This is a genomic window from Pantoea cypripedii (assembly GCF_002095535.1).
Lineage (GTDB): Bacteria > Pseudomonadota > Gammaproteobacteria > Enterobacterales > Enterobacteriaceae > Pantoea > Pantoea cypripedii.
On the sequence record NZ_MLJI01000001.1, the window covers coordinates 2,130,979 to 2,153,951 of the forward strand.

Annotated in this window: 22 protein-coding genes; 7 read left to right on the top strand and 15 right to left on the bottom strand. The window is 55.1% G+C overall.

Translation table 11 applies throughout. The features are described from left to right. The first annotated feature begins 72 nt into the window (after positions 1–72). Positions 73–693 (top strand): response regulator transcription factor, encoded by a 621-nt coding sequence (locus tag HA50_RS09910; protein WP_084874819.1) that lies wholly within the window; start codon positions 73–75, stop codon positions 691–693. Here the strand turns inward: HA50_RS09910 and HA50_RS09915 are convergent. Genes HA50_RS09915 through HA50_RS09935 form a run of 5 tightly spaced genes read right to left on the bottom strand, consistent with a single transcriptional unit; the run spans position 690 to position 7,885 of the window. Beyond that, positions 690–6,263: an ATP-binding sensor histidine kinase gene (locus tag HA50_RS09915; RefSeq protein WP_084874822.1), complete on the bottom strand. Its 5,574-nt coding sequence runs from the start codon at positions 6,261–6,263 to the stop codon at positions 690–692. The genes HA50_RS09910 and HA50_RS09915 overlap by 4 nt on opposite strands. Continuing rightward, positions 6,263–6,646, bottom strand: a complete 384-nt coding sequence (locus HA50_RS09920; protein WP_084874824.1) for a response regulator transcription factor — start codon at positions 6,644–6,646, stop codon at positions 6,263–6,265. Before HA50_RS09920 ends, HA50_RS09915 begins: the two co-directional genes overlap by 1 nt. A 44-nt stretch (positions 6,647–6,690) precedes the next feature. Then, a complete protein-coding gene (locus HA50_RS09925; protein ID WP_084874826.1) occupies positions 6,691–6,945 on the bottom strand; it encodes a XapX domain-containing protein in 255 nt (84 codons plus the stop codon). Positions 6,946–6,947: 2 nt separating this feature from the next. After that, entirely contained in the window at positions 6,948–7,148 is a 201-nt protein-coding gene (locus tag HA50_RS09930) for a DUF1427 family protein (protein ID WP_084874828.1), read from the bottom strand. 50 nt (positions 7,149–7,198) lie between these two features. Beyond that, on the bottom strand, positions 7,199–7,885 hold the full coding sequence (locus HA50_RS09935) for a hydrolase (protein ID WP_084874831.1): 687 nt from the start codon (positions 7,883–7,885) through the stop codon (positions 7,199–7,201). Between the two features lie 280 nt (positions 7,886–8,165). Here HA50_RS09935 and HA50_RS09940 point away from each other — a divergent pair, with 280 nt between their 5' ends. The 4 genes from HA50_RS09940 to HA50_RS09955 are packed head-to-tail and all read left to right on the top strand — an operon-like array spanning position 8,166 to position 12,961. Continuing rightward, on the top strand, positions 8,166–10,043 hold the full coding sequence (locus HA50_RS09940; RefSeq protein WP_084874833.1) for an amidohydrolase: 1,878 nt from the start codon (positions 8,166–8,168) through the stop codon (positions 10,041–10,043). Between the two features lie 4 nt (positions 10,044–10,047). Continuing rightward, the gene (locus tag HA50_RS09945) at positions 10,048–10,476 is read left to right on the top strand and encodes a DoxX family protein (protein WP_084878462.1); all 429 of its coding nucleotides are present in this window, start codon (positions 10,048–10,050) and stop codon (positions 10,474–10,476) included. Continuing rightward, positions 10,463–12,091, top strand: coding sequence for an MFS transporter (locus HA50_RS09950; protein WP_084874835.1), 1,629 nt, complete (start codon positions 10,463–10,465; stop codon positions 12,089–12,091). Before HA50_RS09945 ends, HA50_RS09950 begins: the two co-directional genes overlap by 14 nt. A gap of 51 nt (positions 12,092–12,142) precedes the next feature. Continuing rightward, a complete protein-coding gene (locus HA50_RS09955) occupies positions 12,143–12,961 on the top strand; it encodes an alpha/beta fold hydrolase (protein WP_084874838.1) in 819 nt (272 codons plus the stop codon). A gap of 71 nt (positions 12,962–13,032) precedes the next feature. Here the strand turns inward: HA50_RS09955 and HA50_RS09960 are convergent, their stop codons facing one another. The 8 genes from HA50_RS09960 to HA50_RS09995 all read right to left on the bottom strand — a co-directional run bounded on the left by HA50_RS09960 (position 13,033) and on the right by HA50_RS09995 (position 19,581). Then, entirely contained in the window at positions 13,033–13,758 is a 726-nt protein-coding gene (locus HA50_RS09960; RefSeq protein WP_084874840.1) for a pirin family protein, read from the bottom strand. 203 nt (positions 13,759–13,961) lie between these two features. Further along, positions 13,962–14,963 (bottom strand): type I glyceraldehyde-3-phosphate dehydrogenase, encoded by a 1,002-nt coding sequence (gap, locus tag HA50_RS09965; RefSeq protein ID WP_084874842.1) that lies wholly within the window; start codon positions 14,961–14,963, stop codon positions 13,962–13,964. Positions 14,964–15,115: 152 nt separating this feature from the next. Next, positions 15,116–16,135, bottom strand: coding sequence for an alpha/beta hydrolase (locus HA50_RS09970; protein ID WP_084874844.1), 1,020 nt, complete (start codon positions 16,133–16,135; stop codon positions 15,116–15,118). Between the two features lie 49 nt (positions 16,136–16,184). Beyond that, positions 16,185–16,622, bottom strand: coding sequence for a helix-turn-helix domain-containing protein (locus tag HA50_RS09975; RefSeq protein WP_084874846.1), 438 nt, complete (start codon positions 16,620–16,622; stop codon positions 16,185–16,187). Positions 16,623–16,757: 135 nt separating this feature from the next. Then, positions 16,758–18,086, bottom strand: coding sequence for an NAD(P)/FAD-dependent oxidoreductase (locus tag HA50_RS09980; protein ID WP_084874848.1), 1,329 nt, complete (start codon positions 18,084–18,086; stop codon positions 16,758–16,760). A gap of 9 nt (positions 18,087–18,095) precedes the next feature. Beyond that, complete coding sequence (locus HA50_RS09985; protein ID WP_084874850.1) at positions 18,096–18,569, bottom strand: GNAT family N-acetyltransferase; 474 nt, start codon at positions 18,567–18,569, stop codon at positions 18,096–18,098. Between the two features lie 140 nt (positions 18,570–18,709). After that, positions 18,710–19,009 (bottom strand): putative quinol monooxygenase, encoded by a 300-nt coding sequence (locus HA50_RS09990; RefSeq protein WP_084874852.1) that lies wholly within the window; start codon positions 19,007–19,009, stop codon positions 18,710–18,712. A gap of 122 nt (positions 19,010–19,131) precedes the next feature. Next, positions 19,132–19,581, bottom strand: coding sequence for a GNAT family N-acetyltransferase (locus HA50_RS09995; RefSeq protein WP_084874854.1), 450 nt, complete (start codon positions 19,579–19,581; stop codon positions 19,132–19,134). A 220-nt stretch (positions 19,582–19,801) separates the two neighbouring features. Between HA50_RS09995 and HA50_RS10000 the strand changes: the two genes are divergently transcribed. Then, complete coding sequence (locus tag HA50_RS10000) at positions 19,802–20,641, top strand: class I fructose-bisphosphate aldolase (RefSeq protein WP_084874856.1); 840 nt, start codon at positions 19,802–19,804, stop codon at positions 20,639–20,641. 62 nt (positions 20,642–20,703) lie between these two features. Further along, complete coding sequence (locus HA50_RS10005; protein ID WP_084874858.1) at positions 20,704–21,033, top strand: DHCW motif cupin fold protein; 330 nt, start codon at positions 20,704–20,706, stop codon at positions 21,031–21,033. Between the two features lie 38 nt (positions 21,034–21,071). Here the strand turns inward: HA50_RS10005 and HA50_RS10010 are convergent, their stop codons facing one another. Further along, entirely contained in the window at positions 21,072–22,334 is a 1,263-nt protein-coding gene (locus HA50_RS10010; RefSeq protein WP_084874860.1) for an acid phosphatase, read from the bottom strand. Between the two features lie 75 nt (positions 22,335–22,409). Further along, the gene (locus HA50_RS10015) at positions 22,410–22,649 is read right to left on the bottom strand and encodes a hypothetical protein (protein ID WP_084874862.1); all 240 of its coding nucleotides are present in this window, start codon (positions 22,647–22,649) and stop codon (positions 22,410–22,412) included. Positions 22,650–22,973 lie beyond the last annotated feature (324 nt).

The window sequence follows — 22,973 nt, forward strand, 5'->3', positions numbered from 1 at the left end:
TTTTCGCAGTATATTGGATATTAAGCACAACGTTTAAACATCCGTGAAATTCAGGTTGAGAAGAGTCCTTCTATGAATCACTTAGTTTATGTTGTAGATGATGACGAATCGGTAAGATCTGCCCTGAGTAATCTGCTCAGTTCAGAAGATTATGACGTTATGGTTTTTTCCACCGCTCAGGCATTTCTTGATCACACCTTCAACGCCGTTCCCAGTTGTCTGATTCTGGATATTAATATGCCCGGTGCGGATGGCTTTGCGGTAGCAAATACCTTAAATGCACGCGGTTATGTTATTCCTACCATTTTCCTCACCGGGTTCGGCACCATTCCTGTTACCGTTAAAGCGATGAAAACCGGTGCCTGTGAATTCCTGACCAAACCGGTCGATCCGGAGCGGATATTACAGGCGGTGGCAGAAGCGCTGTTGATTGCGGAAGAAAACCTGGTTTCCTCACAGGAAAAATATGACATGACCGTCCGCCATCAGTCACTGACCCCGCGTGAAAGCGAAGTCATGATGCTGGCAATCAGCGGCCTGCTGAACAAGCAGATTGCGGCGGAGATGGGCATCAGTGAAATTACCGCCAAAGTGCATAAACGCCGGGTGATGGAAAAAATGAATGTTCGTTCCCTTTCCGATCTGGTGCGTGCTGCCGAACGGCTGAATATTCTCAGCACGCGTCGTCGTTAAGGATTAGCACTGGCTGGCGGCTCGACGGGTAAGGTAAACCAGAAGCGGCTGCCATAGTCAGCCCGGTTTTCCCCGCGCAATTCGCCGCAGTGCTTTTTAATGATGCCCTGGCTTATCGTCAACCCCATTCCCATCCCTTCTTTTTTAGTGGTATAGAACGAATCAAAGATATGTTCCCGCACCTCATCCGGGATACCCGATCCGCTATCCAGCACTTCAAAGCGAATGGTGTCGGGGGTGGGATTGGAGGTTGCCAGCGTCAGAATGAGCGAACGCTGGTCAATGCCGGTCATGGCATCGATAGCATTCACCACCAGGTTCAGTAGCACCTGCTGAATCTGGATGCGGTCACAATACACTTCAGCACAGTCGGCATGCAGCTTCAGTTCCAGCGAGATCCATTTTCGTTCAATCTCGGCGCGCGACAGCGCCAGAATATCGCGCGCAATCAAATGCAGGTTCGCTTTAGCAAAAACCGAGTCATGTTTGCGGGTTAATGCCTGCAGACCCCGGATAATATCGCCTGCGCGTTTACCTTCCTGCAAAATTTCATCAAGGCTAAAACAGGCATTCTCGATATGCCGGGGTTCGCGTTTCAGCCAGCGCTGGCTGGCACCGGCATGAGCGACGATCGACATTAATGGCTGATTGATTTCGTGCGCGATCGAGGCGGTTAACTGCCCGACGGTGGTAGCACGTGATACCCGGGCGAGATCGGCCTGCGCCATACGTGCCGCATCCTCTGCCCGGCGTTGTACGGTAATGTCGGAAATGGTGCCAAAGTATTCTTTCACTTCCGGCCAGTTCTCCACCGGATCACCAATCCCTTTGATGTAACGATATTCGCCATTTGGCCGGATGATGCGAAATTCCGCCTGCATACTGATGCCGTTCTGCACGCTGTCGCGTACCAGGTCATTAATACATTGAAAATCATCAGGGTGCACAACCGTCATGAAATCCGCCATCGACCAGCTTTGTTGCTGCTCGGGCAGACCGAGAATACGCATATACTCATCCGACACGGACAGCCGGTCCTGCCCGATATCCCAGCTCCAGGTGCCGGTATGGCTGATTTTCTCCCCCATCATCAGGGAGGTCTGGCTGGCGCGCAGCTGTTTCTCCACGCGTCTGCGGTGAATGTTTTCCTCAAGCAATTCGGCATACAAGCGTGCGGTCTCAATGGATACCGCAGCCTGCGCGCTGAGGGTTTTGACGATATGTGATTGCTCGGCGGTGAACACATCCGGCATCAGCCGGTTTTCCAGATATAACACCCCGACCATATTGGCCTGCTTGAACATCGGCACACACATCACCGCTGCGCCGGAGGAAACCAGATACGGGTCCTGACTAAAGGGGCTGAAATCCTCCGGTTTACCGGTACGAATCTCCTGTCCGGTGCGGATTACCGCGGAAAGCACCGACAGCGGCAAATCAGTAGCGGCTGGCCGTTCTTTGACGATCCTGACTTTTACGCCATCGGCATTGGCTTCGGCCCAGGCTTCCGTTTCCGGGATGTTGCCGTCGAGCACGCGAATCAGCAGGCAACGCTGCGCCCCGGCGCGTTCCAGCAGCATCCGCATCAGAATATGGATCAGACGGTCAAGATTGATCTCTTCCGTCAGGGCGCGTACCGCCGTCACCACACTTTCGAGGTCACGAATGGATTCGTCTTCAAAGGGGATGGTGGTGAACGCGTTACTTTGTTTTTGCGTCGCCAGTTGTGGATAGCGCTGTTCCAGCTGTCGCACCTTGGCCTGTGCGCCCCAGTTTTCCCAGCCGCTGATCGCCCCTTTTAAATAGGCATCGGCGGGCACGTCGAGTTTCCAGCCTTTGGCGCAATACCCCGCCAGCTCGTAAGCCAGTGCGTTGATGTGCTGATAGCCAGCCTTACGTGACAAATTGATTGCCACCTCATACTGGCTGAGCGCCTCGCCCACCTCTCCACGCAGACGGGCAAGTTCTGCAGCGATCAGCGCGGCTTTATCGGCAAACAGCTCGGGATTAAGCACCGACCATTGGACAATTTTGTCAAAATGGTCGTGGGCCTGCTGGCGTACTTTGGCGGTCGCCTGCCCGGCAGACAGCGGCACCGTCAGGCTCAGTGCACTAAAGAAATGCAAATCCAGCAGATAGATATAGCCAGGCACGGCGCTTATCAGCTGCGTCGCCTCGGCAAAACAGGGCAAGGCCAGGGCATATTCACCGGCATAAAAATGCGCCATGCCGCGATACAAAGATGACCAGAACAGCACCATCGCTTTCGGACCGGACACCGGCCCTGGCTCGCTGCCGGTAAGCTGTGTCGGATAGAGATCGACCCCGCTGAATTTGGTATGGCTGCTGCCGCGCAGGTGGATGACAAAATGCTTCTGCATCAGCAGCACGTTTTCGACATCGGGATAAAAAGATTTTTGCGTAAAGGCCAGGCCACGTTCGATGGTGGTCTGTACCGACTCCAGATGATCACCGCGTGTCAGGTAGTTCATCACCTGATGACGCAACGACAGGCAGGCAAAGGATTTATCGCCGTGCGCCAGCGCGACATTAAAGCTCTTTTTCGCGTAATCGATGGCGAAGGCCAGCGGCTGCGTCCAGATCCCCACCTGATCGAGCGGCAACAAGGTGCGCGCTTTAAAACGCACAAAGTTGTGCTTTTCAGCCAGCTGCGTGGCTAGCATGCCGCATTTGAAACCGTAGTGGTATTCCTGGTAGCGATCGGTGATCAGCACGCTAAACCACGACAGCCCAAATACCGATGCACCACTGATACCGTGATCCAGCGTCATATCCAGCATTTTGCACACCAGCAGCAGATGCAATTGCGGGCAATCATACGAGGAGGCAAAAATGGTACTGGCCATCAGGTTCAGTACCGACTCTTTCTCGCGGTTCGCCATCAGCGGCAACGTCCCAATGGTGACGGACGGATCCGGCCCCAGGCGCGCTTTCAGTGCGTACCAGGCCGCGTTGCACTCATCCTCATCCGGATAGCGATTGAAATGCACACCGAACACCGCCAGCCAGGCCAGCGCGGTTTCCAGTGCCAGATAGTTGTCTGACTGGCGCATATGGATCTCAGCCGACAGGCAAGCTGCCGCCGATTTCTCCGTCAGGCTGCCCGGCATCCCCAGCAGCACCGTGCACTGGGATTGCGCTGCGCTGAGATTGCCTTGCAGGAACTGGCATTCGGCCTCTTCGAAACCGAGCAAAAAATGGTCAGAGGTGGGTTGTTGCTGATTCAATGCGCGTGCCGTTTGCAGATAACGTAACGCCGACGCGTAATCGCCAGCGCGTTTGGCGCGCTGCGCCGCCGTAAGGCTGAGGCGAAAATAATTGCGACTTTGTGCCGGGGTCATCGGCACATCCGCCGCCATCGCAATATGGTGCACCGCGCGAAACAGCGTTTCGTTGCCATCGGCGCGCGGTGCGCACTCCGCCAGCAGACAGGCGGCCTGTTGATGGATCCGTAACTTTTGCTTAAAACCAATCAGCAAAAAGGCCGCATCATGGACGCGATCGTGGGTAAAAGTGTATTCATCATTGACGATGGTAATAAACTTCGCGGCAATGGCGGGTCGCAGCCGCTCCTGAATTTTACGCTGACCAGCGCCGAGAATCTGGCTGAGCAACGCCAGTTGGCCATTCCCCCCCAGACAGGCCAGGCTGCCGAGCAGTTGTCGGGTCGCTTCAGGCATGCGCTCCAGCTGGCGTACCACCAGGCTGGCGACATTATCGGTATACTGGCGCGCCTGCAACGCGCTCTGGTCGTAGTGCCATTTCAGCGGATCTTTGGTGTAAAAAATCAGCCCGTCATCGATGGCCTGTTTAAAAAACTCTTGCAGGAACAGCGGATTGCCGCCGGTTTTCTCATGGATCAACTGGGCCAGCTCGCTGGTGCCGCTGGTGCGGGTATGCAGCATACCCGCCAGCCAGCGGGCGACCATTTTGACGTTAAGCGGCTGTGGCGTCAGTTGGGTGATGCGCGCTGCAGCGCCCTGGATGCGAGCCAGAAAACCGGCCACCTGTCGGCAAGGCATCGATTCCGCATCACGATGCGCGATCACCAGTAAAAATGGCAGATGCTCATTACGCTGAAACACCTTCTCCAGCAGTTGCAGGCTGGCCTGATCGGCCCAGTGCACATCATCAATCAACATCACCAGCGGTTTACCGGAAGAGGCAAACGCCTTGATTAACGCCCCGGCCATCTGGTGAAAACGTTCGCGCGCATCGATTAACGGCTCGGTGCTGACCACAGGTTGCGAAATATCCAGCAGCTGGCGCAGTTCCGGCACCAGTTCGATTGCCAGCTCGACGTCATTGCCCAGCGCCCGTGCCAGGCGCGCGCGCCACACCTGTACATCCGCCGCGGGCAGGCCGAGCAGATATAACGTCAGGGTGCGAAAGGCGGCGCTCAGCGCGGAATATGGCACCTGGGGGGAATGTTGATCGGCTTTGCCGACCGTCAACAAAATGGGCTTGTGCTGCATCTTTTTCAGCGCGGAGGCAATGATGGCAGACTTGCCGGATCCCGGCGCGCCGCCGATCATCACCAGATGATGGGTGCCGCTGTGCTGCGCCTCCTCCAGCGCGTTCAGTAATTCTCGTGCCTGCGGATGGCCGGTAAACAGCGTTTCAACACGATAATTTGTCGTGAAACGCTCCTGCAAACCCAGGGTAAAAGGGGCGATGGTGCCCTCTTCCGTCAGTGTCGCCTTGCAGCGCCGCAGATCGGCCAACAAGCCATCAATGGTTTGATAGCCATCAGCGGGCGATTTTGCCAGCAGACGCAGGATGATGGCCGACAGCATTGCCGGGACATCCGGGCGAATCGATGCTGGTGGACGTGGCGCGGTCGCCAGATGATGGTGGATCCATTCAGTCTGCCCCGCCTGGGGTGAACCAAACGGCAGCCTGCCGGTGAGCATTTCGTACAGTACCACGCCCAGACTGTAGAGATCGCTGAGGTTGCTGACCGGATAAGGCGTGCGGCCGGTATGTTCCGGCGACATGTAGGCCAGGGTGCCGCCCGATGCGCGCAGCGAATTTTTCAGCTGAGAATCGACGGTGACGGAGGCCAGCCCAAAGCCACCCAAACGGTAGGAACCGTCGTTGTTCAGGAACAGATGAGCGGGTTTGATATCGCCGTGCACAATCCCCTGATGATGGGCCTGACTCAACGGCAGACACAGCTGAATAGCATTGCGTAAATAATCCGCGATCTGCTCCGGCGGTACGCCGATGATCCCCGCCAGCGTACGATAAGGAAACTGCGGATACACCAGCGCATAGTGACCCTGGTAACGGGTAAAACCCGCCGGTTTCACCGCCCAGCGTGGGGCCAGATGCGGAGCCAGCGCCAGCTCGTTTTTTAATAGCTGTGTCGCCTGAAATGCCACCTCGTCACTGGCGGCAGTGGCGATCAGCACGGTTTCACCGCTGACAAATCGCCCCATTAACCAGGCAATGCTGCCATCCTGCGCCAGCGGGGTTAGCACTATCTCTTCCGGCAGGATGATCTTCGCGTCGTCGTTACCTTCCTGCGGGACAGAGATAATACCCATTATGGTGTTTCCCCCTGCGACAGTTCGCTACGGATAATGGTCAGGAGCGTATCAACATCAATGGGTTTTCGCAAAAAGGTCACCGCACCCAGCGCAATCGCATACCACTGCACGGATTCTTCCTGATCGGCAGAGATGAAAATCACGGGCAGAGCCACGGATTGCTGTTTCAGGACTGAGTAAAGTTCAAAACCGCTCATTCCTTTCAATCTGACGTCGATGATCAGCATAACCGCGCCGATTAATGCTGACTCGTTTTGGAGGAGTTCTTCGCCCGATTCATACAGGCTGGTGGTGTATCCGTCAGAATGCAGTAAATTGCTCAGGCCATTACGGACTGAGCGTTCATCATCAACGATAACAATGTGCTGTGGTAGCGTCATGCTGTAATCCTCTGATAATCCTCACGCGCACGTGAGGATATTCCTTAGGGTCCCTTTTCTCCACCCGATGGTGGCGTGCCACTGATTTTGGGCACACATTCATGGCGGAACCAGGCCAGGGTTACCGGTTGGCGACGGATCAGGCGTTGCGCCAGCGGGACCAGTTGCTCCCCCACCAGCATGCCAAATAATCCCAGCAACGCGATCACTGGCGGCGCAGGGGAATTGACATCTATCAGACCATAAATCACGCCCGCCAGCATACCCACTACCAGCGAAATAACATATGACTTCAGCATGGTCAGGATCTCTTATCGACGTGGCTGGCGACCGCAGCGGTCTGCGGCACGGGCTTCACCAGATGAATCAGCTGCCCGCCAATAATCATGCCCAGCAAACCGATGAGCGCGATTGCCGGTGGTGCGGGTGAACGGACCCGGAGCAGCGCATAGAACAGGCCAACCAGTACGCCTGCCCCCAGAGAAATGAGCAAAGGATTCATCATGATCCTCCTGAGACCGGCACATCAGGGTGCCGGTCATCGCAAGGGAATTAACGTGCCGGAACCGGCGCCAGGGTGCGATGTTCGCTTTCCTGACGTGATGGCGCTTTGTGCACCATGGTGTAAGCGTAATCAACGCCGATGCCGTAGGCACCAGAATGCTCTTTGGCAATCTTCATGACAGCGTCATAGGTATCACGATGCGCCCAGTCACGCTGCCACTCCAGCATCACCTGCTGCCAGGTTACCGGGATCACGCCCGCCTGGATCATGCGCTGCATGGCATAGTCATGGGCTTCTTTGGAGGTACCGCCAGAGGCATCCGCCACCATATAGATTTCATAGCCGCCTTCCAGCATGGCGCACAGGGCGAAGCTGTTGTTACACACTTCGGTCCACAGGCCGGAAACCACCACTTTTTTCTTCCCGTTAGCGGCCAGCGCGTCACGGACTTTCTGATCGTCCCATGAGTTCATGGAAGTACGTTCCAGGATATCCAGCCCCGGGAACACGTCCAGCAGTTCAGGGTAGGTATAGCCAGAGAAACTCTCGGTTTCGACCGTGGTGATGATGGTCGGAATGTTAAATACCTTCGCCGCTTTCGCCAGCGCAACCGTGTTATTTTTCAGCACCTGACGATCGATTGACTGCACGCCAAACGCCATCTGCGGTTGCTGATCGATAAAGATAATCTGGCTGTTATGCGGGGTCAGAACTTCAAGCTTAGAGTTGGACATGAATGTACCCATTGAGGTTAGTAACTGGATTTCCGCGAACATAAATACGGAGCAAAAGTGGCAGTCACCGGTTGGTCACTGTCAGATCTGAGTGTAGGGGGCATTACATGACCGGACTATTATCTCTGTGTATAAGTATACGAACGTATAGGTATCCCTTTGTATAACTAGACGGCCTTTCTCCCCGCTTACCATAATCCTGAGCTGATGGTGCTCTGCCGCCCTGCGTCAGCGCGCATTTCCCGTCCTGCTATTCGGACATCTCAGTTCAGGAGGATCTATGGTGACGCTCGGTAAAGCAGAGCTGATTTTACTCAACGGCAAATTCCACACCGTTGACCGCGCCAACCCGGTGGCTGTCGCCGTGGCGATTCGTGAAGGTAAATTTCTGGCCGTCGGTAGCCAGGCCGAAGTGATGGAGCATCATTGCGAAGGCACTAAAGTCATTGACCTTAAGGGGCATACTGCCATTCCTGGTCTGAATGACTCCCACCTGCACCTGATCCGTGGCGGCCTCAACTACAACCTGGAACTGCGCTGGGAAGGCGTGCCCTCACTGGCTGATGCGCTGCGTATGTTAAAAGAGCAGGCGCTGCGTACCCCGTCGCCGCAGTGGGTGCGCGTGGTCGGCGGCTGGACTGAATTTCAGTTTGCCGAACGCCGGATGCCAACGCTGGAAGAGATCAACGACGCGGCACCGGACACCCCGGTGTTTATTCTGCATCTCTACGATCGCGCCCTGCTCAACCGCGCCGCACTGAAAGTGGTGGGATACACCAAAGACACACCCAACCCGCCAGGGGGTGAAATCCAGCGCGACAGCAACGGCAACCCAACCGGGATGCTGATTGCCCGTCCCAACGCGATGATCCTGTACGCCACGCTGGCAAAAGGACCGAAACTGCCGCTGGAATTGCAGATCAACTCCACCCGTCAGTTTATGCGTGAATTGAACCGTCTCGGCCTGACCAGTGCCATCGATGCGGGCGGCGGCTTCCAGAATTATCCTGACGATTATGAAGTCATTGCCGAGCTGCACAGCAAAAAGCAGATGACGGTGCGCATCGCCTATAACCTGTTTACCCAGCGTCCCGGCCATGAACTGGAAGATTTCGAAAAATGGACCGATATGCTGACGCCCGGCCAGGGCAGTGATTATTTCCGCCATAACGGTGCCGGTGAAATGCTGGTGTTCTCGGCGGCAGACTTTGAAGACTTCCTTGAACCACGTCCGGACCTCGCCCCAGGGATGGAAGATGAGCTGGAGCGCGTGGTACGTCATCTGGTGGAACATCGCTGGCCGTTCCGTCTGCACGCCACCTATAACGAATCCATCAGCCGCATGCTGGATGTGTTTGAAAAAGTGGATCGCGATATTCCGTTTAACGGCCTGCATTGGTTCTTCGACCATGCGGAAACCGTGACGCAGAAAAATATCGACCGTATTAAAGCCCTCGGTGGCGGCATTGCGGTGCAGCATCGTATGGCGTTCCAGGGCGAATATTTTGCCGAACGTTATGGCATCGAAGCCACCCGCCACACCCCGCCGGTGGCGCGTATGCTCGAAACCGGCGTACCGGTGGGTCTGGGTACTGACGCCACCCGCGTGGCCAGCTACAACCCATGGACCGCGCTCTACTGGCTGGTGTCCGGCCGTACCGTGGGCGGCATGCAGATGTATGACGTCAATGCCCGCCTCGATCGTGACACCGCGCTGATGTTGTGGACCCAGGGCAGCGCCTGGTTCTCCAGTGAGCAAGGCAAAAAAGGACAGATCAAAGTCGGCCAGCTGGCTGATATGGCGGTGCTGAGTAAGGATTTCTTTAGCGTGCCGGAAGAGGAAATCAAAGGTATTGAGTCAGTGCTGACGGTGGTGGATGGCAACGTGGTGTATGCCGCCGGATCCTTCAGTTCAGAAGCCCCACCCACGCTGCCGGTGTTACCGGAATGGTCACCGGTGGTGAAGGTGCCGGGTCATTACCGCAGTGCGCCACCGGATGCTATGACGCGCGTCGGTATGATGCCGCAGGCGCATCATTGCAGCGGCCCCTGTGGGGTCCACAGCCACCAGCATGATATTGCGCGTGGTGCCAATGTTCCGGTAGCCGAAGATAACGCCTTCTGGGGCGCGCTCGGTTGCAGCTGCTTTGCGTTTTAACATCATGAAGACTTCATCGTTTTTCTCAATCCCGCCCCGGATCGATCTGGGGCTGTTTTTCCTGCGTCTGACTGGCAGCCTGTTGCTGCTGCATGTCCATGGCTTACCGAAGGTGTTTCATTTCCAGGAAGAACTGACGCGTATCGAAGACCCGTTCGGTATGGGGCCGTATATGAGCCTGATCCCGGCGATCGTGGCGGAAGTGATCTGCCCGATCCTGATCATCCTTGGCTGGTGGTCGCGGCTGGCCTGTCTGCCGATTATCGGCGTATTACTGGTGGCGATGCTGGCGGTTCATCCGGACTGGTCCATCGCCGACGGCCAGTTTGGCTGGTTGCTGCTGATTATCTTTACCACGCTGGCGCTGACCGGGCCGGGTGCGTGGCGCATCGGCGTCAAGCCAAAGCAGGAGCTGCGCCATGGCACAGGTTAATGATATTCACAGCGCCGGAGCCGAACTCCCCAGCGAAGTACCGGTACAAGCCGCTTCACCGTGGCAGCCCCTGAGACAACCGGTTTTCCGTATGCTGTGGCTGGCGACGGTGGTGTCCAACATCGGTTCATGGATGAACGATGTGGGCGTCAACTGGAGCATGCTGACGCTCAGCAGCGATCCCCTGCTGGTGGCGCTGGTACAAGCCTCCAGTAGCCTGCCGATGTTTTTGTTCGCGCTGCCATCCGGGGTGATGGCCGATATTGTCGATCGCCGTAAATATCTGCTGTTTTCGCAGCTGTGGGTCTTTATCGCCGCCAGCGGCCTGACGCTGCTTTCCTGGGCCGGTTTAGTGACGCCTGCCGTGCTGCTGGTGGCCGCCTTTCTGCTGAGCACCGGCGCAGCCATGAGTTCACCGCCCTTCCAGGCCATCGTGCCTGATCTGGTCAGCAAAAATGAGCTGGGACCGGCCATCGCCCTCAACTCGCTTGGCATCAATATCAGTCGCGCCATTGGTCCGGCGCTGGGTGGTCTGATCCTGTCATTTGCCGGTCCGTGGATGGTGTTTCTGCTCAATGCGCTGTCGGTGCTCGGGGTTGCCTGGGTGCTGTATCGCTGGCAGGCGGCTCCCAGCATCCAGCGGCTGCCACCGGAACACTTTTTCCCGGCAGTGCGGGTGGGATTGCGTTATGTCCATGCAGCACCGGTGTTCCGCAATGTGCTGGTGCGCACCTGCGCCTTCTTCCTGTTTGGCAGCGCCGGATGGGCCTTATTACCGCTGGTGGCACGGCGGGAGCTGGGACTCGGCCCGGGCGGCTACGGCATTATGCTGGCCTGCATCGGCCTCGGGGCTATCTGTGGCGCGGTGTTACTGCCGGGATTGCGCAAAAAATTCAGCGCCGACCGCCTGATGGTGCTGGCCAGCCTGATGTTTGGCCTGACCATGCTGGCACTGGCGTTTATCCGTCATTTCTGGTGGCTGAATGCCTGCGAATTCTTCACCGGATTCGCCTGGATTGCGGTGCTCTCCACCCTCAATCTTGGTGCGCAGCGTAGCGCCGCCAAATGGGTCAAGGCCCGTGCGCTGGCGGTGTATCTCACGGCATTCTTCGGTTCCATGACCGTAGGCAGCGCCGTATGGGGGCAACTGGCGACCCATTTCTCGATCCCGATTTCGCTGTCGATTGCCGCCGTGGGAATGTTTTTATCCTGCGCTACCGTTTGGCGCTGGCGGCTCGATCAGGACCCCGATTTAAATCTTGAGATCCTGAATGACAGCGATAGCAGCCCGGTGCCCGAGGTCCATCACAATCGTGGTCCGGTGATGGTGAGCTACGAATATCGTATCCGCAGCGAAGACGCCCATGATTTTACCGTCTGCATGCAGGATATGCGGCGCGTTCGGCGTCGTGGCGGCGCGATCAACTGGTCCATTTATGAGGACGTGCTGCAACCCGGCATTTTCGTCGAAACCTTTGTGGTGGGGTCCTGGATGGAACATCTGCGCGAAAAGGAACGCTACACCATGAACGACCGCAAGATTCAGAGCCGGGTCTACGCCTTCCATCAGGGCGAAAACATGCCCGAAGTTCGCTATCTGGTGGCTCCGGCCTGACGCAGGCCACCCTGGCATATCAATCAACTCAATCAACAAGAGGTCCATGCAATGAGCACTTTCAGAACCACAGACGGTACGCAGATTTATTTTAAAGATTGGGGTACAGGTAAGCCGGTGCTGTTCAGCCACGGCTGGCCGCTGGATGGGGATATGTGGGATAGCCAGATGAACTTTCTGGCGGAACGTGGCTATCGTGTTATTGCGTTCGACCGTCGTGGATTTGGCCGCTCAGAGCAGCCGTGGCAGGGATATGATTATGATACCTTCGCCTCTGACATTAATGATCTGATCAACTGCCTCGGTCTGGAAGAGGTTACGCTGGTTGGCTTCTCTATGGGCGGTGGCGACGTCACCCGCTATATCGCCAACTATGGCACCGCACGCGTTGCTGGCCTGGTGCTGCTGGGCGCGGTGACGCCGATCTTCGGTAAAGCCGAAGATTATCCGCAGGGTGTGGATTTATCGGTGTTTGCCGGTATCCGTGACGGGCTGAGAAAAGACCGCGCGCAGTTTATCAGTGATTTCGCCGCGCCTTTCTATGGCACCAACGCGGGTCAGACCGTTTCCGACGGCGTGCTGACGCAGACGCTGAATATCGCCCTGCTGGCGTCATTGAAAGGGACGCTGGATTGCGTCACCGCGTTTTCTGAAACTGATTTCCGTCCGGATATGCAGAAGATTGACGTGCCGACGCTGGTCATTCACGGCAGCAACGATCAGGTCGTCCCCTTTGCCACCACCGGCAAAGTTGCGGCTGAGATGATTAAGGGTGCAGAACTGAAGGTGTACGAGAATGGCCCGCATGGTTTCGCGGTGACCCATCAGGACCAGCTGAACGAAGATTTGCTGGCGTTTCTGCAACGCTAGTCACAATGCCAGGGGCGAATAAATTCGCCCCCTACGTGTAGGGTCGGCATTGATGCCGACCTGGTCAATGGTTACCGGGTTGGATGATTCACTTCAAGCGGACGCAAATCAAACACTAACACCTCGGCCTCATCGCCTTCGCTGAAGGTCAGAGTTTTTTCATTGCGCACCCGCGCACCATCTCCGGCTTTAAATTTCACGCCATTCACCGTGATGCTGCCGCGTGCCACATGGATATACGCATAACGATCATCATCCAGCGTCAGGGTCTGCTGCTCACCTGCACTGAAGAGTCCGGCGTAGATACGCACATCCTGACGAATGCTGAGTGACCCTTCATCACCTTCCGGAGAGACGATCAGACGCAGATTGCCGCGTTTGTCACTCTCAGGCACCGAGATTTGCTGATAGCCCGGCGGTGAGTTCTTCTCAGACGGCACCACCCAGATTTGCAGGAAGTGAACGCCATCCTCGCTGGAGTGGTTAAACTCGCTGTGCGTCACGCCGCTGCCGGCACTCATCAGTTGTACGTCACCGGGGACAATCACCGAACCCGTTCCCATCGAGTCTTTATGCTCCAGCGCGCCTTCCAGCACATAGGAAATAATCTCCATGTTGCTGTGCGGATGTGCACCAAAACCACGCGCTTTCGCCACCTGATCATCGTTGATGACTAACAGGTCGGAGAAACCTACCTGTTTCGGATCCCAATAGTTGGCAAACGAGAAAGTATGGTGTGAATGTAACCAGCCGTGTGCACCGACACCACGTTGTTCTGACAGGCGTTGTTCAATCATGATCTGCTCCTCAATTCTCTGTGTTAACCGGGTAAAGGAGTGATGTCCCCTTCGTTGAACACAGATTAGGGTAAACAGATTTGCCAAACAATGACGTGAAATTGCAATCAGTGTAACGAATAAGTGGACAATAAGATCAATAAAAAGCGCGATAAATCGCGCCGCTACAGATCGGCGGCGCAACGTATCACGCTATAAATGACTTAAAGGCTGGAAAACTTATGCAGTACGCGAACCAGCTGGGTCACAAAGCCGTATTCGTTGTCGTACCAGGAGACGGTTTTCACCAGCTGGATATCACCGGCTTCGCTGATTTCGGTCTGGGTTGCATCGAAAATCGAACCAAAGGGCACGCCAATTACGTCGGAGGAAACAATCGGATCGTCGGTATATTTAAACGACTCATTGTTTTCACAGGCTTTTTGCAGCGCGGCGTTAATCTCATCCACCGTGACTTTTTTATCCAGCACCGATACCAGCTCGGTGACAGAACCGGTTTTCACCGGCACGCGCTGCGCATGCCCTTTCAGCTTGCCAGACAACGCCGGAATCACCAGGCCGATGGCTTTCGCTGCGCCCGTGGTATGAGGAATGACGTTTTCCGCTGCCGCACGTGAGGCGCGGAAATCTTTACCACGCGGCCCATCGACCAGCGCCTGGGTGCCGGTGTAGGCATGGACGGTGGTCATGGTGCCGACTTTAATGCCAAAGCTGTCGTTAAGCGCTTTCGCCATTGGCGCCAGACAGTTGGTGGTGCAGGAAGCCACCGAAATGATGGTATCAGTTGCGTCCAGGGTGTCATCGTTGACGTTAAACACGATGGTTTTCATGTCACCGGCCGGGGCAGAAATCAGCACTTTTTTCGCGCCAGCATCAATGTGTGCCTGGGCTTTGTCCGCGGAGGTATAGAAGCCGGTACATTCAATCACCACATCCACACCGAGCTGACCCCATGGGATGTTCTTCGCTTCTTTCTCGGCAAATACCTGAATACTTTTGCCATCAACCACCAGGTTGTTGCCTTCAGCACTGACTGATACCGGGAAAGCACCGTAGTTGGAATCGTACTTCAGCAGATAAGCCAGCATTTCTGGCGAAGTGAGATCATTGATAGCAACAATTTCAACCGCTTCTTTTTGCTCAAGAATACGACGCAGAACCAGGCGACCAATGCGACCAAAGCCGTTAATACCGATTTTTTTCATGATAGAAGTCCTTGCCATGGGTGAAGAGGAATTCAATAACAACCGGGAAAGATGACAATTAAATTAACTCAACTGCCGCCATCTCCCCCACGCATTCTGTGCGCAAAATTTCCGCAATGAAAAACGCCAGCGTGGATGCTGGCGTCGGCGGATTAATTGAGGTGCAGTTTTATTTCTGCGCCTGCTTGTTGCAGCGCGGTGCGTACCGTTGGCTCCTGGCTCAGGGCATTCAGTAAGCCATAGTCATGGATCATGCCGTTGTAACGGGTGACGGTGACGGGCACGCCTGCTGCGTCCAGCTTACGTCCAAACGCTTCACCTTCATCGCGCAGCACATCCAGTTCGGCGGTTTGAATCAGCGTCGGCGGCAGGCCACGCAACTGTTCAGTGGTGGCGCGTAACGGCGAGGCCAGAATATTGTTGCGATCTTTTTCACTCGGCGCATAGCTATCCCAGAACCACTTCATCATGTTTTTGGTCAGGAAGTGGCCATCCGCGAACTGCTGGTAAGAAGCATCATCAAAGCTGGCGTTGGTGACCGGCCACAGCATGACGTCATAACGAATTGCCGGGGTGTGGAATTGTTTGGCCTGTAACGCCACTGCCGCCACCATATTGCCTCCGACGCTGTTGCCGACCAGTGCCAGCCGGCTGCCATCGACGCCAATCTCTGCGCCGTGCTGCGCGACCCATTTGGTGGCTTCATAAGCCTGAGTGATGGCGACCGGGAAATGCGCTTCCGGCGATGGTGTGTAATTGACAAACACTGCGGCCGCGCCCGATGCATTCACCAGATCGCGCACCAGGCGCTCATGCGTCTGATAATCGCCCAACACCCAGCCACCGCCGTGGAAAAACATAAACACCGGCAATACGCCCTGCGCATGCTCAGGTTTCACGATGGTCAGCGTCAGCGGCTGGCCCAGTACCTGAATAACTTTTTCACTCACCTGGGCGGCGGGCAGTTTGACGCCCTTCTGCGCGCCAATCAGTACCTGGCGTGCCGCTGCCGGTGACAGTTGCTCAATCGGTTTGCCGTTACCGCTGTTCAGCACTTTAAGAAAGGCCGCGACACCCGCAGTCGGAGCGGGAACATTATCTTCGCTTGCGGCAAATGCCGTACTCACCTGACTCGCCAGTAATAAAGCACCCATCACCATCTTCAATTTCATTGTCTTTTCCTTTTCAAATGTTACGTTAAATAACGCAATGGTTTTTCGTTTATTTGTTTTTTAACAGTTCTGCCGTCAGGTAGAAGAATGCGTTTTTGTCATTGGCATATTGCCCCCTGATTTCACCTGGGGTGGCATGAATATATTTTTTAAAAATACGGGTGAAGGTTTGCTGGCTGGTGAAACCATTTTCGATCGCAATTTCCAGCAGAGTTTTCTGGCTGTGAATAATGGAAAACGTCGACTTGATGACTCTGCGCAGACGGATATATTCGCCGAGGTTATACCCGGTTACGTCGCGGAAGATACGCTGGAAATGCCAGTGCCCATAACCACTTTTCCCGGTTACGGTACTGACACGAATGTTTTCGTCATACAGGTTATCTTCAATCCAGTGGATAATGTCATCCACCACCGAATAAATAATCTTTTCATGCACCGGATAAGAGGTGGGCAGAAATGTCTTCTCAGCCGTCGTCGTGTTCATATAACACCCTGCCTTGCAGATATTGAATAACAATATCAATCAGCTGTGGTGTAAAAGAAAGTTATACAAACGGATAGGTATACGAATGGATAATTGATTTTTATTTTTGGCCGCCCCTGAGGGCGACCGTGCGCATTACATCATCTGGGGTTCGCGAATCGCATTACCACGGGCAAAACGGCTCAGGCTATAGGGAGACAAATCGGTATAGGGCTGATCGTTCATCACCAGCTGTGAACACAACTTCCCGGCCCCCGGACCAATGCCAAAACCATGGCCACTAAAGCCAGAGGCGACGATCAGACCCGGCATCTGCGGGATTTCGTCAATCACCGGCACCAGGTCCGGGGTGGTATCAATCCAGCCACCCCAGGCATGATCGACGGAAATGCCCTGTAATTCAGGGAATTCATGCACCATTTTGGCAATCGCTTCGCGCAGAATTTGCTTGTCCGCCGCCGGATCCAGCACACGGATCTTTTCAAACGGCGAGATAGCGTCCATCGACCAGGATCCTGCCGCTTCCGGACCGGAAAAGAACGAGCTGTTGATGCGGATTTTCAGCTTTTTGGCGATTTTGCTGCGGTACATGGGATAAAAGCGGGTGGCATAACGCAGGTTCTGCGGTGCCAGGTCCAGTTGCCCGCGCCCGGATATCGCCACGGTATAAGATCCATCCAGACGCCGACGCATCGCCAGTCCGGGCACACTCAGACAGCCCGGAGTCACTTCAGCCGCCACCGTGGTCTTAAATGCCGTGCCCAGAATATTGGCGCTCGGCAGCTCAATGCCGTAACGCGTGCAGAAGCGTGAACTCCAGGCCCCGCCGCAGCAGATGACCCGGCTGGTTTTGACCAGGCCGCGCTCGGTCCATACACCGGTGACACGCCCGCCACTGATGTCCAGCCCGCGCACGGCACAGCGCTGCTGAATATTAGCTCCGCGCTGCTGCGCCCCGATCGCCAGCGCAGGCACCGCCTGTGAAGGTTCAGCACGACCATCACTGGGCGACCACACACCACCCAGCCACGCTGTTTTGCCACCAATACGTTCCTGCGCTTCTTTTGCCGACAGCAGCTGGCTGTGAAAACCAATATTTTTCGCCTGTTTACCCCAGCTTTCCCACTTTGCCAGGTCTGCGGCTGCGGTGGTGCCATACAGGATCCCGGTACGGCGGAAACCCAAATCCCTGCCGATTTCATCACCCAGCTCAGACCAGCGTTGCAGGCTGTACATCGCCATCGGCAGCTCGTAAAGATCGCGGTTTTGTTGTCGCACCCAGCCCCAGTTGCGGCTGGATTGTTCGCAGGCCATCACCCCTTTTTCAAACAGCGCCACTGATACGCCGCGCTTCGCCAGTTCATAGGCGACCGAGGTACCGATAATCCCACCGCCAATCACTACCACGTCAGCCTGTTCAGGGAAGGCTGGGCTGTCAGGCACTGCATCAATCTTTACGCGCATAAATCGTCCTCACGTCTCAGGCATTGCAAGAAGTGGTTTCATCATAAAAACACTAAGCGGATCGGGTAAATAAGGCGGGAAAGCCGCGCACTGGCGATAGCCCATTTTCTCGTACAGCCGGATAGCCGCCTGTTGCTGATTCCCGGTTTCCAGCCGGGCCACCTCACAGCCTTGCTGCACGGCGACGGTCTCAAGGTGTTGCACAATCGCCTCACCCAGCTGGTGACCGCGCCACGTCGGGCGGACATAGATACGTTTTAATTCTGCACCCCCGTCGCCCTGCAACAAAATCGCCCCGCATCCCACCGGATGATCAGCGGCATCGGTGACCATCAGGCAATGCAGCACGCCATCCTCAACCGTGGTGAGATCCAGACAGTGGTTACTTTCCGCCGGATAAAGCACGCTCTGGAAAGCATCCAGTTCAGCTATTAGCAGTTGTAAATCGGTATTTTGCGGGTGGGTGGTTTTGATAGTAAACATCCTTGCGATCCTTCTGTTCCGGCAGGTTATGTATTTATCGTTCCACACTACTTTTATCGCGAGGAGAATTACCAGGGTAAGACTTCTTTCGTATAGATGCGTCGCGGTGCGATGTATCACCCCGCGACGCTATGCAGCTATCAGGCTGCACCACCTGCCAGTTTATTTAAGGCGATCACTTCAGAATGCTCGACCAGCGGCGGCAGTTCGCCAAACAACTTCACAATATGCGGTGCATTAAGATGTTGTTCCAGCAGCGCCTGGCTTTGCCACTCTTCTGTCCAGATAAAGCGGCGCGGGTTCTGGCTGTCGCGATTAAGCTGGTAAGTGATACAACCCGGCTCTTTTAATGTTTCTTCAATCACGCCACGAAATAGTTTCTCAGCCTGATCTTCACTGCCTGGTTTAATCGTAAATATTGCTACAACAGGAACTGTCATATTCCACTCCAATATTAAAAATAATAAGCAACAATACGTTAGCGCAGCCCGTGCGGGCTGTCAGTCTGAAATTGTGCGCTGGCTTTTTTATTTTCATCCGTACTGACGGTAGCTTTTTAGGGTCATATTTGTTTGCCGATTAATTTCCGATACTGAATAAACTCAGTTTTACTGGCTATCTGATCATATAACTTGCGTGCTGTGGCATTAGATTCCTGGGTGGTCCAGTAAACGCGCGAGCAACCCGCCGCTTCCGCTTGCTGATAAACCGCGAGTATCAGCGCCTTACCAACTCCTTTACCCCGAGCTTCCTCACTGACAAACAAATCCTGCAGGTAACAATAATCCCCTGATGTCCAGGTGGAACGATGGGTCAGATAATGCGCCAAACCAATTAGTTTCCCATCCTCTTCTGCTACCAGGCAGTTCAATGTTTCAGTCTCCACACGAAAGCGGCGCCAGGTCAGCTCAGTGGCGACGTCGCTGATGTCTGCCTTATAGAAACGCTGATAGCCCTTCCACAACTTCAGCCATGAGCGGTAATCACTTGTCTGCAACGCACGTAACTGCATAGTAAATCCCTGCCTTTTATCCTATTGATTAACTTATCTACAGTCAGGTTATCATGGATTTATACCATTTATTTACCAGCGTCATTCGCGTTACCGACCAGGGGAGTAAACGCCAATTAAGTGAACAACTTCACAACTGCGACATGGCGTCTGCTCGCTTAGGCGCAGCGGGAATTACAATGATGTCCTTATCTCGCGGTTTTTCAGGAGGAAACACGTCATGTTCGTCACCAATAAAGTTCGCATGAATCGCCTGTTTCAACACGGCAAATGTCTCGATGTGGCTATCGATCACGGCATTGCCAATGAACCCGATTTTCTTATTGGCCTGGAAAATATTGCTGGCGTGATGCGCAACCTGATTGCTGCTCAGCCGGATGCCATTCAGGTCAATTACGGCCAGGCCGATTTATTGCAACGCGAAGTGGGACACAAACCGGCGCTGGTGATGCGTACTGACGTCGGCAACGCCTATAACGCCGCCCGTCATCGCGAAATGTGGGCGGTGCTGCACAATCCGGAAGAACCGATTCTCGCCGCATTACAGATGGATGCCGCCGCCGTGGTGGTGAATCTGTATCTGATCCCTGATGAACCCGGCATCTTCCGCATGTGCGTGGAGAATATTGGCCGCCTGCGCCAGGCCTGCGATCGTTACGCGATGCCGCTGATGATTGAACCGCTGGTGATGGCCCCTGCGGGACAGGGTGCCGCGTACGGTTCGATCGGTGACGTGGAGAAAATCGTGCCGCTGGTACGCCTGGCGCGCGAGCTGGGTGCCGATATCGTCAAAGCCGATCCGACGGAGAACGTGGAAGACTTTCATCGCGTGGTGGAAGCGGCGCGCTGCCCAACGCTGGTACGCGGTGGCGGCAAAGGCGAACTGGGTGCGGTACTGCAAAAAAGTGCGGCGCTGATGGCGCAAGGTGCCAGCGGCATGGTGTATGGCCGCAACGTTTACCAGCACGATAATCCGTCACGCGTGGTGAAAGCGCTGATGGCGATTATTCATCAGGGAGCCAGCGGCCCGGATGCGCTGGAAATTTATCAGCAAGGTTAAGGGTTTGCACCACGGGTGAATACAGGTATAAACAATGTTCAACCCTCACCAGGATCAACATCGTGCAAATCACCCAGTTACCGTTTGGCATTACCCAGTGGGACAAAATCGAGCCGGAAACGCATCACGGCGAGCGCGGTTTTGCGCTGTGGCGTACGCAGCGTTTTAATGATATTCGCGTACGGATGGTGGAGTATTCGCCAGGTTATCTGGCCGATCACTGGTGCCTGAAAGGGCATATTTTGTTGTGTCTTGAAGGTGAGATGCTGACCGAGCTGGACGATGGCCGCTGCTTTACCCTGACACCGGGCGTCAGCTACCAGGTGGCCGATAACGCCGAAGCGCATCGTTCATCAACGGAAACCGGCGCGAAGTTATTTATTGTCGATTAAGCAATCGCGCCCTGTCTGAGCGGCGCGATTGAGGGCGTTTACTGATGCTTTGCCATGGCGTAAGCGGCCGTTAAATCCAGGCGTTGCCAGAAGGACTGATCCGCAGTGGAACCTGATAACGGATAACCTGCTGGCAGTGCCGATTTCACCATCAGCGCACGACGTTGCGCGTCAGACAACTGTGGTAACGCCGCTTTCAGCAGCACCTCAGCCCCTGCGGGTACGGTCACCGCCACATTTTTACCTGCGGCTTTCGGCAGGTTGTAGCTCATGGTAAAGCGATAGAACTGCTTCATCTGCGGCGAAGTGTAAGGGTCGTTCTGGCCGCCACTGCGTGCGCACTCTGCCAGCGAGGTGCCACACTCTTTCTCCAGCGCCGCACGCAGCTGATCGCGCGCCTCACTGAACAGCGCCTGGTAGCGCGTGTCGTTCAGGTAATTGGCAACGTTACGTTCAGCCACCATACGTGAACCCATCACATCCAGCGGGTAATGCACACCCAGCACCAGACGCGAATAACCATAACGCGCGCCACGGGTGACCAGCGCTTCAAAGCGCTCCGGCACCATTTCAGCCATTAGCAAAGCGTCGGTGTAACCGGTGTTGGTATGGCCACTCGGGAAAGAACCGCCATCGGCGCTATACGGTTGATTATCTTTCACTACCGTATCATCCGGCACCAGATGGATGGTGTTGCCTTCATGCAGGAACGGGCGCGGATAGTTGAAATGCTTTTTCGCTGCGCCGGTACTGACTTCGCTGGCCTTAATCAGTGCAGCCGCTTTGCCCAGTTCGCCCTTGTCATAGGCAGCCAGAAACGCTTTGCCCAAACGTGGACCCATGGCATCGGCGAGGAAATAAAGGTGGTTAATGCCTTCCGCATCGGCCAGCGCCTGATGACGCGTGCCCTGGGTGGCATTCAGGTTGATATTGGTGACAGTAGCGCGGTTGGCATCCAGCACGCTGGCTGGCAGAGCGCTAAAACCCGACAGCAGTGCGATACCCGCCTGCTGATTGGCCTTGGTCTGGAAATCGTAACCTTTACTTTTCAGCCATGCGTAGTCAGCTTGCGTTGGCGACTGTTTGGCTTTTTCCAGCAGATTACGCGTCAGTGCGGGGTTGTTACCCTGTAACGCGGCGCGTTCGGCTTGCAACATCTGCTGTTCAAGATCGTTATAACCTGCGTGAGCAGAACCGGTTGAAGTCTGGCTGGCGAGCGCGGCGGCGTCCGGCAGTGAGATCGCATGCGCCTGCTGCGCCAGCAGCAAAACGGTGGCCATCAGTGTGTAGCGGGTTTTCATTATTTTCCCCTGTTATCAGAACATTACCTTGCCGGGGAAACACGCTAGCACCCTGATGTGACAGTTTTATTTCATTTAACGGCACTGACTGGAACAGTTTTGTACGCAAATTTGTGCCAGCGAACCACATGCGCTGTCTTTATTGTTGTTGCATTGCGATTGCTGGATATAACAGTTTTGCTGGCAGGCAGAAACATCACATTTCGCTGCGGCGGGTGTCAGTTGCGGTAGCGGCGTTTTTTGCTGCGGCTGCCAGCTGGTTTGTGCTGCGACGCCAAGGCTGGTCAGCAGCAGCAACAGGATAGTCCACTTCATCGCCTTACCCTCGTGTGGTTGGTCAGAATCAGTATGGCACACGGCATATGGCACCGATCCGTAGCGGCGCGATTTATCGCGCAATGTTGAGTTCGGAGCCGAAAAAAGCGCGATAAATCGCGCCGCTACACTATGTGGATAATGAAACTATTGATTCACCCCTTACCTGGTTATGCATCATATTGGTGCATGACAATGAACCATTATTGTGCGCACCATGCATTTCGGCCTGGGTAAAGTTGATTTAAATCAATAAATATCAACCCATTAAGCCCGTTATTTTGCATCCCCCTTCGTTGGTACAAAAGTTGCAAGCCTAATCCG

What these genes read in the sequence shown, in the direction of transcription:
- HA50_RS09910 (WP_084874819.1), top strand. Translation starts at nt 73, where the DNA reads ATGAATCACTTAGTTTATGTTGTAGATGATGACGAATCGGTAAGATCT.
- HA50_RS09915 (WP_084874822.1), bottom strand. Translation starts at nt 6,263, where the DNA reads ATGGGTATTATCTCTGTCCCGCAGGAAGGTAACGACGACGCGAAGATC.
- HA50_RS09920 (WP_084874824.1), bottom strand. Translation starts at nt 6,646, where the DNA reads ATGACGCTACCACAGCACATTGTTATCGTTGATGATGAACGCTCAGTC.
- HA50_RS09925 (WP_084874826.1), bottom strand. Translation starts at nt 6,945, where the DNA reads ATGCTGAAGTCATATGTTATTTCGCTGGTAGTGGGTATGCTGGCGGGC.
- HA50_RS09930 (WP_084874828.1), bottom strand. Translation starts at nt 7,148, where the DNA reads ATGAATCCTTTGCTCATTTCTCTGGGGGCAGGCGTACTGGTTGGCCTG.
- HA50_RS09935 (WP_084874831.1), bottom strand. Translation starts at nt 7,885, where the DNA reads ATGTCCAACTCTAAGCTTGAAGTTCTGACCCCGCATAACAGCCAGATT.
- HA50_RS09940 (WP_084874833.1), top strand. Translation starts at nt 8,166, where the DNA reads ATGGTGACGCTCGGTAAAGCAGAGCTGATTTTACTCAACGGCAAATTC.
- HA50_RS09945 (WP_084878462.1), top strand. Translation starts at nt 10,048, where the DNA reads ATGAAGACTTCATCGTTTTTCTCAATCCCGCCCCGGATCGATCTGGGG.
- HA50_RS09950 (WP_084874835.1), top strand. Translation starts at nt 10,463, where the DNA reads ATGGCACAGGTTAATGATATTCACAGCGCCGGAGCCGAACTCCCCAGC.
- HA50_RS09955 (WP_084874838.1), top strand. Translation starts at nt 12,143, where the DNA reads ATGAGCACTTTCAGAACCACAGACGGTACGCAGATTTATTTTAAAGAT.
- HA50_RS09960 (WP_084874840.1), bottom strand. Translation starts at nt 13,758, where the DNA reads ATGATTGAACAACGCCTGTCAGAACAACGTGGTGTCGGTGCACACGGC.
- gap (WP_084874842.1), bottom strand. Translation starts at nt 14,963, where the DNA reads ATGAAAAAAATCGGTATTAACGGCTTTGGTCGCATTGGTCGCCTGGTT.
- HA50_RS09970 (WP_084874844.1), bottom strand. Translation starts at nt 16,135, where the DNA reads ATGAAATTGAAGATGGTGATGGGTGCTTTATTACTGGCGAGTCAGGTG.
- HA50_RS09975 (WP_084874846.1), bottom strand. Translation starts at nt 16,622, where the DNA reads ATGAACACGACGACGGCTGAGAAGACATTTCTGCCCACCTCTTATCCG.
- HA50_RS09980 (WP_084874848.1), bottom strand. Translation starts at nt 18,086, where the DNA reads ATGCGCGTAAAGATTGATGCAGTGCCTGACAGCCCAGCCTTCCCTGAA.
- HA50_RS09985 (WP_084874850.1), bottom strand. Translation starts at nt 18,569, where the DNA reads ATGTTTACTATCAAAACCACCCACCCGCAAAATACCGATTTACAACTG.
- HA50_RS09990 (WP_084874852.1), bottom strand. Translation starts at nt 19,009, where the DNA reads ATGACAGTTCCTGTTGTAGCAATATTTACGATTAAACCAGGCAGTGAA.
- HA50_RS09995 (WP_084874854.1), bottom strand. Translation starts at nt 19,581, where the DNA reads ATGCAGTTACGTGCGTTGCAGACAAGTGATTACCGCTCATGGCTGAAG.
- HA50_RS10000 (WP_084874856.1), top strand. Translation starts at nt 19,802, where the DNA reads ATGTTCGTCACCAATAAAGTTCGCATGAATCGCCTGTTTCAACACGGC.
- HA50_RS10010 (WP_084874860.1), bottom strand. Translation starts at nt 22,334, where the DNA reads ATGAAAACCCGCTACACACTGATGGCCACCGTTTTGCTGCTGGCGCAG.
- HA50_RS10015 (WP_084874862.1), bottom strand. Translation starts at nt 22,649, where the DNA reads ATGAAGTGGACTATCCTGTTGCTGCTGCTGACCAGCCTTGGCGTCGCA.